At 63.1% G+C, this 14,317-nt stretch carries 20 protein-coding genes; 10 read left to right on the top strand and 10 right to left on the bottom strand.

Features of this window, described 5'->3' with window-relative positions; genetic code table 11:
* Nucleotides 1-2 precede the first annotated feature (2 nt).
* From FBY36_RS20075 to FBY36_RS20065, 3 genes are read left to right on the top strand one after another with little or no spacing between them, the layout of a single operon-like run.
* On the top strand, nucleotides 3-1,235 hold the full coding sequence (locus FBY36_RS20075) for an ABC transporter permease (protein ID WP_142122291.1): 1,233 nt from the start codon (nucleotides 3-5) through the stop codon (nucleotides 1,233-1,235).
* Nucleotides 1,232-1,882 carry a hypothetical protein gene (locus FBY36_RS20070; protein WP_235008916.1) on the top strand — a complete coding sequence of 217 codons (651 nt, stop codon included), beginning with the start codon at nucleotides 1,232-1,234 and terminating at the stop codon, nucleotides 1,880-1,882. The genes FBY36_RS20075 and FBY36_RS20070 overlap by 4 nt, the downstream gene beginning before the upstream one ends.
* Nucleotides 1,879-2,307 carry a hypothetical protein gene (locus tag FBY36_RS20065; RefSeq protein ID WP_235008915.1) on the top strand — a complete coding sequence of 143 codons (429 nt, stop codon included), beginning with the start codon at nucleotides 1,879-1,881 and terminating at the stop codon, nucleotides 2,305-2,307. Before FBY36_RS20070 ends, FBY36_RS20065 begins: the two co-directional genes overlap by 4 nt.
* Before the next feature lie 39 nt (nucleotides 2,308-2,346).
* Here the strand turns inward: FBY36_RS20065 and FBY36_RS20060 are convergent, their stop codons facing one another.
* Nucleotides 2,347-3,096, bottom strand: a complete 750-nt coding sequence (locus FBY36_RS20060; RefSeq protein WP_142122289.1) for a DUF4241 domain-containing protein — start codon at nucleotides 3,094-3,096, stop codon at nucleotides 2,347-2,349.
* Nucleotides 3,097-3,211: 115 nt separating this feature from the next.
* Here FBY36_RS20060 and FBY36_RS20055 point away from each other — a divergent pair, with 115 nt between their 5' ends.
* The 5 genes from FBY36_RS20055 (at nucleotide 3,212) to FBY36_RS20035 (ending at nucleotide 6,107) form a co-directional block, all read left to right on the top strand.
* Entirely contained in the window at nucleotides 3,212-3,940 is a 729-nt protein-coding gene (locus FBY36_RS20055; RefSeq protein WP_142122287.1) for a PspA/IM30 family protein, read from the top strand.
* 21 nt (nucleotides 3,941-3,961) lie between these two features.
* On the top strand, nucleotides 3,962-4,534 hold the full coding sequence (locus FBY36_RS20050) for a suppressor of fused domain protein (protein WP_142122285.1): 573 nt from the start codon (nucleotides 3,962-3,964) through the stop codon (nucleotides 4,532-4,534).
* A 9-nt stretch (nucleotides 4,535-4,543) separates the two neighbouring features.
* Nucleotides 4,544-4,696 carry a helix-turn-helix domain-containing protein gene (locus FBY36_RS20045; RefSeq protein WP_235008914.1) on the top strand — a complete coding sequence of 51 codons (153 nt, stop codon included), beginning with the start codon at nucleotides 4,544-4,546 and terminating at the stop codon, nucleotides 4,694-4,696.
* 128 nt (nucleotides 4,697-4,824) lie between these two features.
* Nucleotides 4,825-5,076, top strand: coding sequence for a helix-turn-helix domain-containing protein (locus FBY36_RS20040; RefSeq protein ID WP_142122283.1), 252 nt, complete (start codon nucleotides 4,825-4,827; stop codon nucleotides 5,074-5,076).
* Nucleotides 5,077-5,771: 695 nt separating this feature from the next.
* A complete protein-coding gene (locus tag FBY36_RS20035; protein WP_142122281.1) occupies nucleotides 5,772-6,107 on the top strand; it encodes a hypothetical protein in 336 nt (111 codons plus the stop codon).
* A gap of 761 nt (nucleotides 6,108-6,868) precedes the next feature.
* Here the strand turns inward: FBY36_RS20035 and FBY36_RS20025 are convergent.
* Complete coding sequence (locus tag FBY36_RS20025; protein WP_142122279.1) at nucleotides 6,869-7,321, bottom strand: hypothetical protein; 453 nt, start codon at nucleotides 7,319-7,321, stop codon at nucleotides 6,869-6,871.
* A 673-nt stretch (nucleotides 7,322-7,994) separates the two neighbouring features.
* On the opposite strand from FBY36_RS20025, the gene FBY36_RS20020 reads away from it, so the two are divergent.
* Together FBY36_RS20020 and FBY36_RS20015 are read left to right on the top strand one after the other, a co-directional pair.
* Nucleotides 7,995-8,279: a hypothetical protein gene (locus FBY36_RS20020; RefSeq protein ID WP_142122277.1), complete on the top strand. Its 285-nt coding sequence runs from the start codon at nucleotides 7,995-7,997 to the stop codon at nucleotides 8,277-8,279.
* A 79-nt stretch (nucleotides 8,280-8,358) separates the two neighbouring features.
* Complete coding sequence (locus FBY36_RS20015) at nucleotides 8,359-8,760, top strand: DUF4259 domain-containing protein (RefSeq protein ID WP_142122275.1); 402 nt, start codon at nucleotides 8,359-8,361, stop codon at nucleotides 8,758-8,760.
* A gap of 411 nt (nucleotides 8,761-9,171) precedes the next feature.
* Here FBY36_RS20015 and FBY36_RS20010 read toward each other — a convergent pair whose 3' ends face one another.
* From FBY36_RS20010 to FBY36_RS20630, 8 genes are all read right to left on the bottom strand, one after another.
* Nucleotides 9,172-9,429 (bottom strand): hypothetical protein, encoded by a 258-nt coding sequence (locus FBY36_RS20010; protein WP_142122273.1) that lies wholly within the window; start codon nucleotides 9,427-9,429, stop codon nucleotides 9,172-9,174.
* Between the two features lie 926 nt (nucleotides 9,430-10,355).
* The gene (locus FBY36_RS20000) at nucleotides 10,356-11,531 is read right to left on the bottom strand and encodes a serine hydrolase domain-containing protein (protein ID WP_142122271.1); all 1,176 of its coding nucleotides are present in this window, start codon (nucleotides 11,529-11,531) and stop codon (nucleotides 10,356-10,358) included.
* Between the two features lie 438 nt (nucleotides 11,532-11,969).
* Entirely contained in the window at nucleotides 11,970-12,170 is a 201-nt protein-coding gene (locus FBY36_RS19995) for a hypothetical protein (protein WP_142122269.1), read from the bottom strand.
* Nucleotides 12,167-12,742 (bottom strand): hypothetical protein, encoded by a 576-nt coding sequence (locus FBY36_RS19990; RefSeq protein ID WP_142122267.1) that lies wholly within the window; start codon nucleotides 12,740-12,742, stop codon nucleotides 12,167-12,169. Before FBY36_RS19990 ends, FBY36_RS19995 begins: the two co-directional genes overlap by 4 nt.
* Nucleotides 12,743-12,836: 94 nt before the next feature.
* A complete protein-coding gene (locus FBY36_RS19985) occupies nucleotides 12,837-13,070 on the bottom strand; it encodes a hypothetical protein (protein WP_142122265.1) in 234 nt (77 codons plus the stop codon).
* Between the two features lie 31 nt (nucleotides 13,071-13,101).
* Entirely contained in the window at nucleotides 13,102-13,803 is a 702-nt protein-coding gene (locus FBY36_RS19980) for a helicase associated domain-containing protein (protein ID WP_142122263.1), read from the bottom strand.
* Between the two features lie 16 nt (nucleotides 13,804-13,819).
* Nucleotides 13,820-13,990 carry a hypothetical protein gene (locus FBY36_RS20755; protein WP_200830540.1) on the bottom strand — a complete coding sequence of 57 codons (171 nt, stop codon included), beginning with the start codon at nucleotides 13,988-13,990 and terminating at the stop codon, nucleotides 13,820-13,822.
* A gap of 142 nt (nucleotides 13,991-14,132) precedes the next feature.
* Nucleotides 14,133-14,276, bottom strand: coding sequence for a hypothetical protein (locus FBY36_RS20630; RefSeq protein WP_160141921.1), 144 nt, complete (start codon nucleotides 14,274-14,276; stop codon nucleotides 14,133-14,135).
* Nucleotides 14,277-14,317 lie beyond the last annotated feature (41 nt).

Here is a 14,317-nt window from a genome sequence, read left to right as displayed (position 1 = left end):
ACATGGCACAGCACAACCTCGGCACCGTCGTCGCCTTCGAATTCGTCCGCACCATCAAGAAGCGCGGCTTCGCCATCGCCACCCTGGCGATCCCAATCCTGCTCATCGTCGTCTTCGCCCTCGTGTTCGCATCCAATGCCAGCAGTAAGGACAGCGCCGAGGCCCAGAAGAGCGCCCGCTTCGCCTTCACGTACAGCGACGCCTCCGGGATCATCATGGCCCCCGGCGCCAAGGCCGCCGGCGGGACCTACACCGACAACCCGGCCGCCGCCATCGAAGCGGTGAAGAATGGCTCCAGCGAGGCCTACTTCCAGTTCCCGGCCGACCCCACCAGGGAGGCGGTGAAGGTCTACGGGGCGGACAAGGGCATGTTCGAGAACGGCAAGTACGAGGCGGTGGCCAAGCAGCTGCTGGAGGCATCGGCCCAGTACGCGGTCGGCTCACCCCAGCTGACGGCAGCCCTGACCGGCAAGGTGAAGTTCGACTCCGAGACGTTCAAGGACGGCCACACCGCCGCAGGGATCGGGGGAGTGATCCCGCCCCTGCTGTTCCTGGTCGTCTTTTATATCTCGATGATCCTGCTCTCGAACCAGATGCTGAACTCCACCCTGGAGGAGAAGGAGAACCGTGTCACCGAGATGATCCTGACGACCCTGAACCCAACCACCCTGATCACCGGCAAGATCATCTCCCTGTTTATGGTCGGGCTGGTGCAGATCATGGTGTTCCTGGCGCCGGTCGGGCTGGCCTACCTGTTCTTCCGCGACTCCCTGGCCCTGCCGGCCATGAGTCTGTCCTCCCTGGTCTTCGAACCCGGGCCTATGCTCACCGGGGCCCTGCTCCTGTTGGGCGGGTTCACGGTTTTCACCGGCACCCTCGTGGCCATCGGCGCGATCATGCCCACCGCCAAGGAAGCGGGGACCATCTTCGGGCCGCTCATGGCCATGATGTTCATCCCCTTCTACACATTCAGCCTGGTCATCTCCAACCCCGAAGCCCTCATCGTGCAGATCTTCACCTACTTTCCGCTGACCGCACCGGTCACCGCACTGCTCCGGAACGGCTTCGGTACCCTCAGCCCCTACGAGGCCGGCATCGTCATCGTCGAGCTCTTCGTCGTCGGCATCGCCATCCTGCGCCTGGCCGTCCACCTGTTCCGCTACGGCTCCATCGAGTACGGGCGGAAGCTCAACATCGCCGCCACGTTCCGCCGCAGCGAACTGGCTGGCAAGTGACAGGGCCGCTTCCAGAAGTGCGCTGGCCGGCGGACCAGCCCAAGCACCCACTCGACTACTGGCTCTCACCGGAACTGGCACGGGTCAGCCCGCCGGAGGCACCGTCCCGTCTGCGGGAGCTGGCCGACGCCCAGGGGACGCTGGCAGCTGCCTGGAGCGGCGCCATTGCCGGAGGCCCGGTCCTGGTCGGGGCCGCTGCACTCATCGCAGCGCTGCCGGGCAGCATCGCCTGGGTCATCGTCCTTGTCCTGGCCGGCACGGGGTTGACGGCAGCAGGCCTCCTGTCCTGGAAGCGCGTCCGCCGAACGCTGCCGGACACCAGTCGCACCCTTGCCACGCGGGGGCCGGGGAATGCCAGGGGAGGCATCATGATGGTGTGCGTGCTCGATGCCATCTCGGGTGCCATTCTTGCCACGACTGTCCCATCCGCGGTCGCCAACGGGACAATCGGTGCGGTGATCGGATCGTTCCTGCTCTTCACAGCCATCCTGACTGCCTGCATCCTGGTCCCCTCTACCGTCATGGGCCGATCCCGGCAGGCGTTCCGCCGTCGTCTCCACACGGACCCGGTCCTCCGGCAGGCAGTGGAGGCGGACCTGGCGACGTGGCGGGATCCCTACGGCAACGCCAGTTACGGCCCGCTGTGAAAACTCAGGCAGGGGCCTGGTCTGCAGCCGGCCGCCGATGGGCGAAGACCATCGCCTGGACCCTGCTCGTCCTCGCCTCGATGGTCCTGATCGGCTACGGGATATGGCACGCCGGCTGGCACATCTGGCTGCCACCCGTGAGGGAGCAGGAAATTGTCTGGATCGGCAACCGCTACATCCTGGCCGGTTCCGTCCTGTCCATCGCCGCCGCCGTCTGGTCGGGAGCGCGGGAGAACAGGGTCTGGGTGACCATCTGCGTCGGGCTGCCAGGGGTGCTCGTGGGGTGGGCAATGATGGATGATCCCTACGACCTGAAGCGGCACCTCGCCGCGGTGGTCTCGTTCCCGCTGGCCCTCGCAGGTGTCGCCGAGGTCATCCGTGACCGCGGCCGCCGGCAGCGGGGCTGGGATGGGCCCGGGCGATGAATCATCTGCGGGTGCAAACCTCCGGCCACCGGAACGAGCCTATCGCCCCAATAGCTTGGCCAGCCAGCTCTTTCTCTGTGGCTTAGGATCGGTCACACCAGCTGATGGGAAAGGCTCCTTCCTGCCTGGTTCCTCGTCAAACTTCCCAGCGACCGCGAGGTCGATGTGGACACCAGTCAGATTGCCTTGGGCGTCTTTCGTTTGGAGCAGCCAGTACTCGCCGTCGCCCCAGCCGGAGTGCGAGAGCACGACATTTTCGCCGTTCGGCGCCAACGGCATGACAATGTTTGCGGTCCCGGCGGGGTATAGTCCGTCAGCGTCCATCAGGCTGAACCAGGAGTCGGGATCATCCGAGTCGAACAACTCCTCGTACCACGTTGTTGGGTCGGGCATGCAGCGCAGTACGGCTTCGGCGTCAACGAAGGCCACGGTGCCGGCATCAACTCCCACCGTGAAGTAGTGGCCGGGAGGAGGCGGACCTTCCGGGCCGGGGGCAGCCTCGACGGTTACTGACTCTGCGTCTGAGAGCACGAGCGAGAGGTACGCCTCCCGCAGGTGTGACCCGTCCTGTTCGGGTGAAACATCAGCCACCGTGACGCGAACTGGGTAGTCTCCGGGAGTGAGGCGGACGACCAGGGGGTATTCGAGGCTCGTGAAGGGATCGCAGGCACCGAGCTTCCCCGACGGCAGCCGCAGGTGGCCTAGGTCGTGAACGGTCAGTTTGCCTTGCCTTCCGGTACTGAGAGGCGCCGTCAGTTGCTGAAGGGCGTAGAAGTCGGCCATATCCATCTGGCTATCCTCTCCGGTAATAGTCCACTCGGGGGCTGTGACGCGCAGGGAGCGTCTGGCACCTTCATTGCCGTACACATAGAATCCGAATTGCCCTACCCGTAGAAAGACCCCCGTGAAGCAGAGTATTTTCGCCCGCGTTGCCCAGCTCGCCAAGGCCAACCTGAACGCCCTCCTGGACAACGCGGAAGACCCGCAAAAGATGCTGGACCAGATGGTCCGCGACTACTCCGAGAACATCCGTGAAGCCGAAGCGGCCGTGGCCACCACGATCGGCAACTTGCGGATGGCTGAAGATGACTACAACCGTGCCATGAACGACGCCAACACCTGGGGCAGCAAGGCCATCGCCGCCTCGAAGAAGGCTGATGAGTTCCGTGCCGCCGGGAATCCCGTGGACGCCGACAAGTTCGACAACCTGGCCAAAGTCGCCATCAGACGGCAAATGACCGCCGAAACCACCGCCAAGGCCCAGGAACCTTCCCTGACGGCCCAGAACGAGGTCGTGGACAAGCTCAAGCAGGGCCTGGACCAGATGCGGGGCAAGCTTGGCGAGCTGACGGCCAAGCGCAACGAGCTCGTCAACCGGGCCCGTGTCGCTGCCACCCAGACTCAGGTCAACGACGCCCTCAAGGCATTGGACGCCGGAGACCCCACCTCGGCCATCGGCCGGTACGAGGAGAACATCCGCCGGAAGGAGGCCACCGTCCGTGGCCAGCAGGAACTCGCCGCCTCACCCCTGGACGCCCAGTTCGCCTCCCTGGAAGACCTCGGAGAGCAGACCGAAGTGGAAGCCCGGCTCGCCGCGCTGAAGTCCATGGACCGGAAAGCCATCGACTACTAGGACCGTCGGTAGGGTTGGCGTATGGCACACCTCGTGGAGCATTTTGAACGCTATTTGGGCACCATCTCCGAAGGTTGGTCCAAAGATGCCGACGGAAACCCCCAGCACGCGCAGGTCGTCAAATTTGCTGACGGCCCCCTTGACGGTGTGACCGCCTACTCCACCCTGGGTTTGAGCCGGCATGAACTGGCCTTGCCAGGCAAGGCGCCAGTCCGGATGGAACTCTTGATCTTGGTCCGCCGCGGCCATTTTGAACGGTACGTTCCGTCGATCATGCAGCAGCTCGTGCAGGAAGTGATCCACGAGGGCCGGGCTCCCCTTCGAGGAGAAGTCATGGGCCCCAGGGGAGCGCTGGATCCTGACACCGGCCTTGAAGCCTTCTACTTCGGTGTTCCGGTTTACCAGCCAGAAGCGTTCGCGACATGCGAGGATTCTGAGGGTCCGATCGTCATCTCCTGGCTCGTGCCGCTCTTTCCTGCTGAAGCTTCCTTTGTCGCGACGCGTGGCTGGCCGGCCCTGGAGGACCTCCTCATCCAAAATGATCCGGATGTTACTGACTGGCGTCGACCTCCGCTGCCGGTGCACAGCCCATAGGATGAACCGGTGATTGACGTACCCGAAACGAAGCCCCGCTTCATGACCCCCACCCAGGCTGCCGAAGAGCTGAATGTGAAGCCGAACCAGATCCACGCCATGATCAAGGCGGGGGAGCTTCGGGCTATTCAAGTTGGGGGCAGGGGTTATCTTGCCCGCTAATCGGGGCTGCTCCGGTTTGTTCCCTGGATGACGGGGGAGGAGCCTCACAGGCCGCGTATGGTTTTTGCGATGTTCGTGAGGATGGGTGGTTCCCGAACCGGCAAACAACACCGGAATAGGATAGGCCGGTGACTGCTGAACCAAACCAGCCCCGTTTCCTGACCATGGCGCAGGTCGCCGACGAATTGAACGTGAAGCAAAGCCTCGTTCAAGGTCTCATCAGGACGGGGGAGTTGCGTGCTTTTCAGGTCGGTGGCCGCGGCATGTGGCGCATCGGCCGCCGGGACGTCGAGGACTACATCGACCAGGCCTACCGGCGCACAGCTGAGCGGATTGCCGCTGGCGAGCTCGAAGATGGCACGGAGGCTGAGGAGGCGTAGCGACAGGAAAAGGCCTCCTTTAGACTCCCGCCATGAGGAAGTGGTGGCGTGCGCTGCCTCCGAGCCTGCGGGTGGCGGTGATCGGTGTCTTCGCCTTTTCGTTCTACATGGGTGGCGGCCTGATCTTTGGAGAAGCATTCGACAGCGCCCTTGTAAGCGGGCTGTTCTACGCGCTTATTCTTGCCGGAGGTACCTATTTCACCCAGAAACGCTTCCGCGGAACCGCGGCAAGGCTCGATGAGAGAGGTCAGTCGCTGATGTTCCTGCGGTACCCGAACTCGCTGCCGGGCTCGTTGAGCGGCGTCTGGCAGATAGCTATTGCCACCCCGGCTCCGGGCCGAATCGACTTCCAGCCGGCCGTCTACGACGAGTTGATCGCCAGCGGCCGCAGCCGCGCCCTCACCGCACTCCGGACCACCGGGTCTCTACCCGCCAGGACAACAAGCAGGCCGTGCCGTTCGGCTTCCAGATCGTCGCCCTGGAGTCAGCTGGCGGTGGCATTGAGCTCGCAGCCAGTCCCGCGACGCTGCAGAAGATCCTGGAGGCTGTCGAGCCGGCATCCTCGTAGCCCTCGGCCGCAAGATCCGCGCAAGCGTCTTGCTGGGCATGCCGTGTCAGTGATTTAGTTCAGCCATGCCCGCAGTGCCGACGGAGTGTCGGGATGGGGTGTCGGAACTCGGAACTAGGGGGAGCTCGTGAAGTCGGATGCACCACTGCCATGGCCGCTGAAAGTTCTGGGCATCCTATTCGTTGTCGCGGTCCTGGCTTTGATCTTGCTCGGCCAAGTGGACAGGACCCTCCTTGGCGCGGCGGCCATAGGTGCGGCTTCGGTGGCCGTGTTGCTTGGCCTCTCTGTGGTCGCGGACTTCCGCGGATCCGCGCGTTGGCTTGGCCAGTACGCAAAGGACAACGCTTCACTGTTCTTCAACGGTTCGGCTCCAGACAGTGGCGTTTACAGAATCGTTGGGGTGGGCTTTGTCGTGTTGGGAGCTGCCATCGGTGCGGTGGTACTGACCCATTTGCCCCAGTGACTCCAGTCCGGTAAGCCCTACCCTCACGCCGGCGGCGGAAAGTGTAAGGAGCGGCGAGTGGGATGCCAAAACAAGCGCTCCCTACAGCTGGATCGAGGCAAGATAAGAGGGGCCTTTGGCGCATCGGCCGGCAAGACCTTGAAGACTACATCGCCGAGGCGTACCGGCGCACCGGTGAACGTATCGCCGCCGGAGAGATCACTGACGATGGCGTCGCTGACGAGGGGGAGTAGCAGTTCACGTGTGTGATCCGACGACCAGGGTAACGAGCTGTGGATCCGGGCTGGTGGCGTTCAGTAAGTCGTCGTACTCGCCGTCGGTTTCCTCGGAGTTACAGACGGGAGTGCCGCCGATGTCTTCGACCAGCGCTGAGGGCTCTGGCTCGTCTTCATCTCAAAACCAACGTCGAAGACAACCGCGGCGGTCTTCCCGGCGCTTAGCTCTTTACAGGCGCTCCGTCGTCGGTAGAGGCGGGGCACGGATTCGTCCTCATGCATAGGAAGTGGTGGACCCGGACGATTTCCAATTGTCCTCGGCGGCAGGACCGGGAAGAATGCGGTGCCACCAAGAACCGGGATCTCTGCCAGGACTATCCCAGTTTTATGCTTCACTGGCTCGCCCAAGTGCGTCCTTGTTCCGCCGGCCTAGCTGTACTGAATGAGGACACGCGGGGCCTGCCCCGCAACTGTTTGAGTACCCGGGAGGACAAAGCCCTCCCGGGTAATTGCTGCGGAAGCCAGAAACCGAGCGTTCCAGCCGAGCTATGGGTGGCAGGTATAGGAAGTCGTATAGACGTGAACCTCTCCGTTCGAGAAAACGGATTCAGACCGGGAAGTGCAGGTGCCGTAGCCTGGAACTTTTGCCGTGGATGTGAAGGAGGCAACGATTACACGGAACTCGCCTTTTTGGTACACGTACTCGTTGCGGAAGGTGAACTTGACCTCGTACTTGAAATCTCCCTCAGGGGACGTGACGGTTTGGGTCGCATACGTCTTTTGCGTGTAGGCCGTGCCACCGTTAGGGGTCTCAACACTGCTCACGACGTTAAGATATTTGAAGCAAATTATCGACGTCCCGTAAGGGACACAATCAGAGTCATTTGTGACAGAAGCACCGCCGGTACTCGCGGCGTTGGCAGCAGGAATTGCAGCGGCTGAGCCGAGAAATGCAAAAATAAGGGCAGGAATAAGCAAGAACTTTCTAAGGGTGTGCATGGAACTCTCCCGCTAGGAAAAAGACTGCAGGCCTATAGGCTCAGCAGGTGGATTGGGCGCCTATGCCCAAGGGGCACTTTCGAGACATCAGCGCGGCGCAGCAAGATCGTAACCAGATCCTTCATCTTGCAGCCGGGACTGTTATGCGGCCGCCTACGACGGCGAAGAGTTATCAGCTTTACGAGAACGCATACCAACAGGTTCAAACTTTGTGGAGCGTGCTTTCTTCTCGCAATGCAAGGTATGAGATATAAAATCCGCGGGGCCCCAGGACCGAGCATATGCACGCCTATTCCGGCATGTGTCGCGAAGACCGTTCGGTTCTCCTCCCCGGCACAACGTTACGCTGCCTGAGACTGGCGGGGAAGGCGGGGAAGGTCGATTAGGTAGTTGCAGGGGGCTGTTTGGCTGGTATACCGAGGCCTGCGCCTAACCTTCGACCGTACAAGGGCAGTCGATCCTGCTTAGTCGATCACCAGGATTGCTGTAAACAGCAGGAATGCCACTGTGAGACCGCCCGCAAGACCATCCGTTGCTGCTCCCATGAGCCTCGAAACCTTCTTCTTTTCGTCCCTCAATTCGGTCCTGTTATTCCAGCCTAATCACGGCATACCCACGCATGGAAGACAACCAGGTCCGTCATCCTGTCAGTGCCCAGAAGCACCATGGAGCTATGACGGCTCCGACGGTGGAGGCGGCCATCCATGAACTCATGGATCTGGCCTGGAATCTTGTCTACGACCTGCTTGATCAGCGGGGTCTGCTCGGTGACGGATTGTTCGTCGAGGAGTACACCGGCATCCACTCCTGGGTGGACGGACCCACCCGGTACACGGTCGTCCACTCCCGGCAGGTGGCCGTGCTCTTCGTCGACACCCGACCCGTGGACGCCATCGTCTTCCATCACGACCTGCTCGGCGCCGACGACCCGAAGAGCCTCTTTGACCTTCCTGACTGAGAGAGATGTCCGTCCTACGCTGTTCCGGTTTGCCCGCGCCTGCCATAGTGGTGCCAGCAACCTGACACCGAGAGGGGCAATGATGGGCGCATGGGGCTACTTGCCGTTCGAGAATGACGACGCGCTGGACTGGCTGGAGGAGCTCGAAGCCGGCGGCGCGGACGTCGTTCGGTCAGCATTGGCGAAGGGCGGCGACAGGTACGTTGAGGCTCCGGCCGGCGCAATTGCCCTTGCCGCTGCAGAGGTCACCGCTGCCACCCAAGGAAACCCGCTCGGGGACCTGGCAGAGAATATCACCGACTGGGTGACCGCCCATGGAGCAGAAATCACCGCAGAGGACGTGGAGATGGCCCTTGAGTCCGTCGAACGCGTGGCAGGGGAGAAGTCCGAGCTTGCCGAGCTGTGGGATGACGCCGACGAACCGGAATGGCGGGAATCCCTCGGCGACTTCACGGAGCGGCTAAGGACCGCGCTGCGGTAGACGTACACGGCGGTTTATGCGGCCGCCGTGGTGACTCGGGGCGTAATCTGCCCAGGGGCCGCTTGCTCTTCCCACCCGGCCTCGCCGCGCCTGGCGGCGGCCGAAGGGCTGGCTTAGGCATGCTATGCTCCTGACTCTCACGGCTGAGTGCGCTGCCCTTTTGATCGATCGATGCAGCCTTCCAGCAGGATGCTCATTGACACCCCTCCGGTGCCGGAGTAACACAGCCAGTAGCGGCTCTATTCGGGGTCGATGCAGAAAATGTGCCGCAACGAACGGCGCTGCACGCTTCAAAGGAGAAGCACCATGACCGTTGCAACCATCCTTCACCGCGTCGCCGACTACGACACCTGGCGCAAGGTCTGCGACTCTGTGGGCGACATGCAGAAAGACTGAGGGGTGACCGAGGAGTCAGTACACCAGATGGTCGATGACCCTAACAACGTCCTCGTCATCCATCATTTCGACAACGTGCAAACCGCGACGGCGTTCTTCGGACGGGAGGACTTGAGGGACGCGATGCAACGCAGCGGCGTTCAGGGCGAACCACGCGTGGAGCTCTTCGAATAGCCGACGATCCTTAAGTCCGCTGCCGAACTGCCAGATGCGCAGATAGGAGAAGGCTATGTTGAAGCCCTTGCCTTGCTGTGCAAATTCAACGTCCGCCATGAATGGCACATTGAACATACTGAAGATGGAGCGATCTATAAGCGATGTCTGCGCTGCGGCAAAGACGGGGAGGCCGCCGATGCCGGGGATGGTGCAGCCAACGGGTGGGCGCTGAAACGCTGGTGGTAGACCAACGCCGGCATGCCAGGCTTGTCGTTCCCAAAGGGACGCTCCCCGCATGAAGGGCCAGTAAACAGTAGCCAAGTCCCGTCTGGCCTGATGCAAGGCCCCGGCATGCATTGGCTCACCGAGGCGCAGTCGGTTCAGGGACGTGACTCCTCGCGCGATGAGTTGGCAACCAGCCGCGCGCCCAGACAGGCGGCAATCTTGTTCCGCCCTTGTCCATGACTTTGCGATGGTTCCAGCCGAAGAGCGGGCAGAGCAGCGGCACGTTCACGCTCATCCATCGACGGGTGGTGCGCACCTGCCAGTAGCAGAGGGCCGTGGTCGCCTGATGGCGTAACGCTGGGGTCCAAAGGCCCGAGCGCAGCCGATTGCTGCCGCAGTGCCGGGCTTCTATCATGGTTGCACCGGTTCCTCTCTGCGCCGAACAGGGACGGTATTGAAGGTCGCGAGTGCCATGGTGAAGAAACCTCTCAGGCATCGGACGGATGAATCGACAAAGCCAGAGAAGGGCAACGAGCATCACAGGCTGCATCTGGCGGAGTGGCTGCGGCGCGAGGACGAGGGCATAGAGCGCGGGTACAGCAGCGTCTTCCTCAGTTATCACGACCGGCCGCTCCCGCCTGAGAGGACTTGCATCCAAGGGCACGAGATCCAGCCGGGGCAGGACCACTGCTCGCACGGGCATCCCGTCGGATAAGGATGCCCTCAACCCATCCAGCCGCCGCTAACCCAACTATCGGGGGGGCCAGGGAACGCATCCTCCCGTTCTTGGGCGCATCATCCGACCGGATACGTGTTTCTCAGTTGGCCGGCTTGCAGAGTCGGTCGAGGGTCTCGTTGAGGGTCGACTCAATCCGGCCGTTCAGGTAGTCGCGCTTCTCCTGGGTGGAGGGGTCCTCTAAGTCCGTGGGCATCGGTGGCGTTGTGACTGTCATCGCGGCCTGGTACCGCCCGTCTCCGCTGCTGACCGCTACGGTCTGGTATTGCCAGAACGAACCCCGGCCCTCATGCCGAGAGTCTTTCGAGCATCCGTCCCCGTGCTCCCACACGCCGAGCCCGTACAGGCGAAAGCCGGGACTGGTCTTCATTTCCCGCAGGGACGAGGCCGAAACCGCCCGTCCCTGGAAGATTCCGGCCATGAGGAGGTTCAAGTCCTCCATCGTCGATACCGCTCCGCCTGCCGGGTTGCCGACCGAGAAGGTGTTGTCTGTGGTGTCTACCCGTTCACCGCGCAGGGTCACGTAGCCGTGTAATAGACCCGTCTCGTGCGGATCAACGCGGTCCAGACTGGTGTTCTTCAGACCGAGGGGTTCAAAGACCTCCTCCTGCATGATCTGGATGAAGGGTTTGCGCCGCAGCGTCTGGAGCAGGAGGCCGAGCGCGAGGTAGTTCGTATTCGAGTACTTGAAAGACCCGACGTCGGCAGAGGCCCAAGGGAGGGCTCCTGCCAGTTGCAGGCCCCTTTCCATAGTGAGTGTCTGGGTGAGGACGGGGCGGAAGTCAATATCTTTCGGCAGGGCATCATTGACCTCGGGCATCCCGGATGTGTGGCTGAGCAGCTGCCTCACAGTGATAGGGCTCGGGGGCTTCAGTGCGGAGGTGAATCCGGGGATGACGTCATTGACGGGATCGTCGAGGCCTATCAGGTGGTCGTCCACGAGTTTCAGCACCGCCACAGCCGTCATCGTCTTCGTGACGCTGGCGACCTCTGTCCGGTCCGTGGGCTGCGCTGGCGTTCTGGTCTCAAGATCGCGCACGCCGTAGGCCCTGGACCACTCGCTCTCGGGCCAACGGATCTGTACGACGGCGGACACCGCGCCCTCGTCCAGGAACAGCTGGACCTGATTTTCCAGGGAAGCGAAGGGACTCGGTGAGCTTGATGACGGTGCGGGTTCATCGGTGGAATAGGTACAGCCAGAGACGAGGAGGACGACTGCGAGGGCGCCCCGCCTCCAAGCGTGATTTTTCGTGCTCATTGCCGCTTCCGCTCGGGACGAAGTGACAGGTGCATGGCCGCCTGCGGCACCACGTCCGGCCAGACCTGCGGCGGCACCGCCGTCCCAGCAGCTCAATCTTACGGCTGGCCCTCGTGGCAAGGAAGCTTTAGCCCTTGGCCCAACTGCTGGGCCGATCCTCAAGATCTGGTCTTAGAAGAATCTGTCAGATCGTCTCTCATTCATTCATCGCCACACGCAGGTCCACCTACTAAGCGCCGCGCGGCCGACTGTTCCCACCGCGCCGCGGACGTCCCTGCCGCCAGCCTGGGATGACCTCGTTCAGTTGTGTTTCCTTGGCCACGGTGAGCTTCCCGGCCCGGTAATCGATGCGCTGGGTGTGCAGCCAGACGCCCAGGGTCCGCTCATCGCCGCAGGGTCGGCCGGGTGTCGCTCGGGAGCTAAGGGAGTGGCTCGTCCTCAGGACGCGCGGGAGTGCGGCTTCTCGGCCGCCAGTTGCTTGACCCACTCCGGGGTCTGCTTGCCCAAGCGACGATCCGTGACGAGCCGGAGCTGGGCTGCGGCGATCTGCATGGCCCGGGTGTCCTCATTCTGGGCTTCGGGAGCAGCTTCCCCAGCCGCGTGGGCACCGCGGCGGCTCGGATGGGTAGCTGTACTCATCGCGGTCCTCCTCCAGCAGGTTGTGGCTTGTCGTCTTCCTCATTGTCCCGTGGCCTAGGCTCATCGTCCACCCCAAAGACATGAGCACCCCTCTCGTCGATGACGAGCTGGCCATCGCGCAGCACGTCGTCTTCCTGGCTGCGCTGCACGCTCGGGGCTGGCCTCCCGGGCACGAAGGTCCCTGGGGTGGCGCTCTGAAGGGGGCTTTTAGCGGTGTTTTCAGTTTGCTGCTTCTCTGCCTCACTGAGCGGGTTCTCCCAGGCGGCCTCCAAGACATCCAGTTCGCCTTCGCCGGCCAGACCGCTCTCGGCTAAGACGGTGAGGACCTTGAGGCCGACGGTGCCGCGCTTCGGGTCTCCTGAGTAGACGGCGTCTAGGGCCCATTGAGTCCGTTTCCACCATTCGGCGCGGTTGTCTGCTTCTCGCTTTTGCTTGATCTGCCTGAATCCGATAATCCCGGCGACGACGGCACCAATGAGCACCGCAAAGGGGCTGAGTGCGGCAACGATCTGCCACCACTCCGGTGGAGGGGCCACCACGGTGACGGGGATGGGGCTCGGTGTCGGCGGCATGATCCCAGCCTAAGCGGCGGCCCGGGCCGGGGCCGGGAATGGCATGAGGTGGTTCTGGTGCCCACGGGCGATCAGAGCCGCGACCCGGCGCAGGTCAAGGGCGGTCGTGGCGGATGCCGCTTCGCCTGGTCCGCCATCCGATGGCCGCGGCCGCGAGCCAGAAGAACATGAACGCTGCACCGCCGATGACGAACACCCAGTCGACCCCCGTCCAGCGGCCCTCGACCAGCCGGATCAGAGGCGGCGCAATGAGACACAACCCTAGGAGGACGCCCAGGACCTGCGCCCGGATGCTGTTCAGGTACGGGTCTGACTGTATTTTCCCCATCCCGCAGTTTCCCACCTGGTCCCGCACGGGGCTAGTCACAGCATGGGTGGCTGGCTGCCGCGCCAGCTTCAATCCCGCCTTTCCGGCTGTTCGCACCCCGCCGCCGCCGTCCTTGCCGCCAGCCGGGGATGACCTCGTTCAGCTGGGCTTCCTTGGCTGAGGTGAGCTTTCCGGCCCGGTAGTCGATGCGCTGGGTGTGAAGCCACACGCCCAGGGTCCGTTCCTCCTGGTTGTCGGTCTTGTTGTGCCTGGGCCAGTCGTGGCCGGCGGCCAGGTAGGCTGCGACTTCGGCCAGTCGCTGCTTCCAGCGAACCTCGTCGGCGTCCCGCTTTGTGGGGTAGTCCCGCCAGTTCGGGATAGTGTCCAGGGCCAGAGCGTAGGCGGGGGAGAGGGTTCCATTTCCTGCGTCGTGGCGGCGCCGGACCAGCCAAGCCGCCAGAGCCCTTTCCCGGGCGGAAGGGCGATGCACCGGGAGTCGTCCCTCACTCTTGTAGAAGGCCAGGGTCTCGTCCAGGTTTTTGCGGCCGGGCTCCGTCACCCGCGGTGCAGCCGGCGTAAGAACCGCCTGATGCTCAGCGCGCAGCCCCGGCTCCTGCTTGACGGCAGCTGCGATGTGGCGCCGTACCGTTGATTCGGACGCGCCGACGCCCGCGGCAATCTTTGGGATGGTGATGCCGCGCCGGTACATCAGCACCCACTCAGGGTCCGGGGCTCTGCGGTTCGTGCGGGCCATCAGTCGGGTGGTGCCGTCATTCCAGGCTGCCACCCTTCGGCCGCGCGGCCCGCTTCAACTCAGCGATCCGCAGCTGCAGGAAGATGATGGCCAGCACCAGGGCATACACCGCCAGGCCGGCCAGCACGATCGTGAAGACCGCGTACAGGATGCCGATGATGCCGAAAGCCGGTGTCAGAGTGTTCATTGCTACCCCCCAAGTAGTCGTTGGACCCTAGGCTACGCGAGGGTTGGCAGCATGCGGGCAAAGAAAGAGCGGGCCCAGTCCCGACTGGCCCGCTGCTTTCACTCCCTACCACTCGACGCTTGGCAGGCCCCGTTGACGGCTATCAGCCTCCCGAAGGGTTCTCCTTCGGGGTGCCGTCCGGGTCCTCAGTAATAGGACGGTCTTCCTCGGGCTTCGTGTTCGGTGTGTCGGTCTGCGGGTCCCCGGGCTCACCGACAGGCTGTTCCTTGGTTCCGGAATCGCTCACATTGTCCTCCTGTTGTTGGCATAGATACGGGAAAGGGCGCG

This window comes from Arthrobacter sp. SLBN-122 (genome assembly GCF_006715165.1).
Classification (GTDB): Bacteria; Actinomycetota; Actinomycetes; order Actinomycetales; family Micrococcaceae; genus Arthrobacter.
The sequence above is the reverse complement of the archived record's forward strand: the minus strand, read 5'-3'. Positions and strand labels throughout refer to the sequence as shown.

Coding starts and splice junctions, on each gene's coding strand:
- FBY36_RS20075 (WP_142122291.1), top strand. CDS start 3: ATGGCACAGCACAACCTCGGCACCGTCGTCGCCTTCGAATTCGTCCGC.
- FBY36_RS20060 (WP_142122289.1), bottom strand. CDS start 3,096: ATGGATATGGCCGACTTCTACGCCCTTCAGCAACTGACGGCGCCTCTC.
- FBY36_RS20050 (WP_142122285.1), top strand. CDS start 3,962: ATGGCACACCTCGTGGAGCATTTTGAACGCTATTTGGGCACCATCTCC.
- FBY36_RS20025 (WP_142122279.1), bottom strand. CDS start 7,321: ATGCACACCCTTAGAAAGTTCTTGCTTATTCCTGCCCTTATTTTTGCA.
- FBY36_RS20020 (WP_142122277.1), top strand. CDS start 7,995: ATGACGGCTCCGACGGTGGAGGCGGCCATCCATGAACTCATGGATCTG.
- FBY36_RS20015 (WP_142122275.1), top strand. CDS start 8,359: ATGATGGGCGCATGGGGCTACTTGCCGTTCGAGAATGACGACGCGCTG.
- FBY36_RS20010 (WP_142122273.1), bottom strand. CDS start 9,429: ATGGCGGACGTTGAATTTGCACAGCAAGGCAAGGGCTTCAACATAGCC.
- FBY36_RS20000 (WP_142122271.1), bottom strand. CDS start 11,531: ATGAGCACGAAAAATCACGCTTGGAGGCGGGGCGCCCTCGCAGTCGTC.
- FBY36_RS19995 (WP_142122269.1), bottom strand. CDS start 12,170: ATGAGTACAGCTACCCATCCGAGCCGCCGCGGTGCCCACGCGGCTGGG.
- FBY36_RS19990 (WP_142122267.1), bottom strand. CDS start 12,742: ATGCCGCCGACACCGAGCCCCATCCCCGTCACCGTGGTGGCCCCTCCA.
- FBY36_RS19985 (WP_142122265.1), bottom strand. CDS start 13,070: ATGGGGAAAATACAGTCAGACCCGTACCTGAACAGCATCCGGGCGCAG.
- FBY36_RS19980 (WP_142122263.1), bottom strand. CDS start 13,803: ATGGCCCGCACGAACCGCAGAGCCCCGGACCCTGAGTGGGTGCTGATG.
- FBY36_RS20755 (WP_200830540.1), bottom strand. CDS start 13,990: ATGAACACTCTGACACCGGCTTTCGGCATCATCGGCATCCTGTACGCG.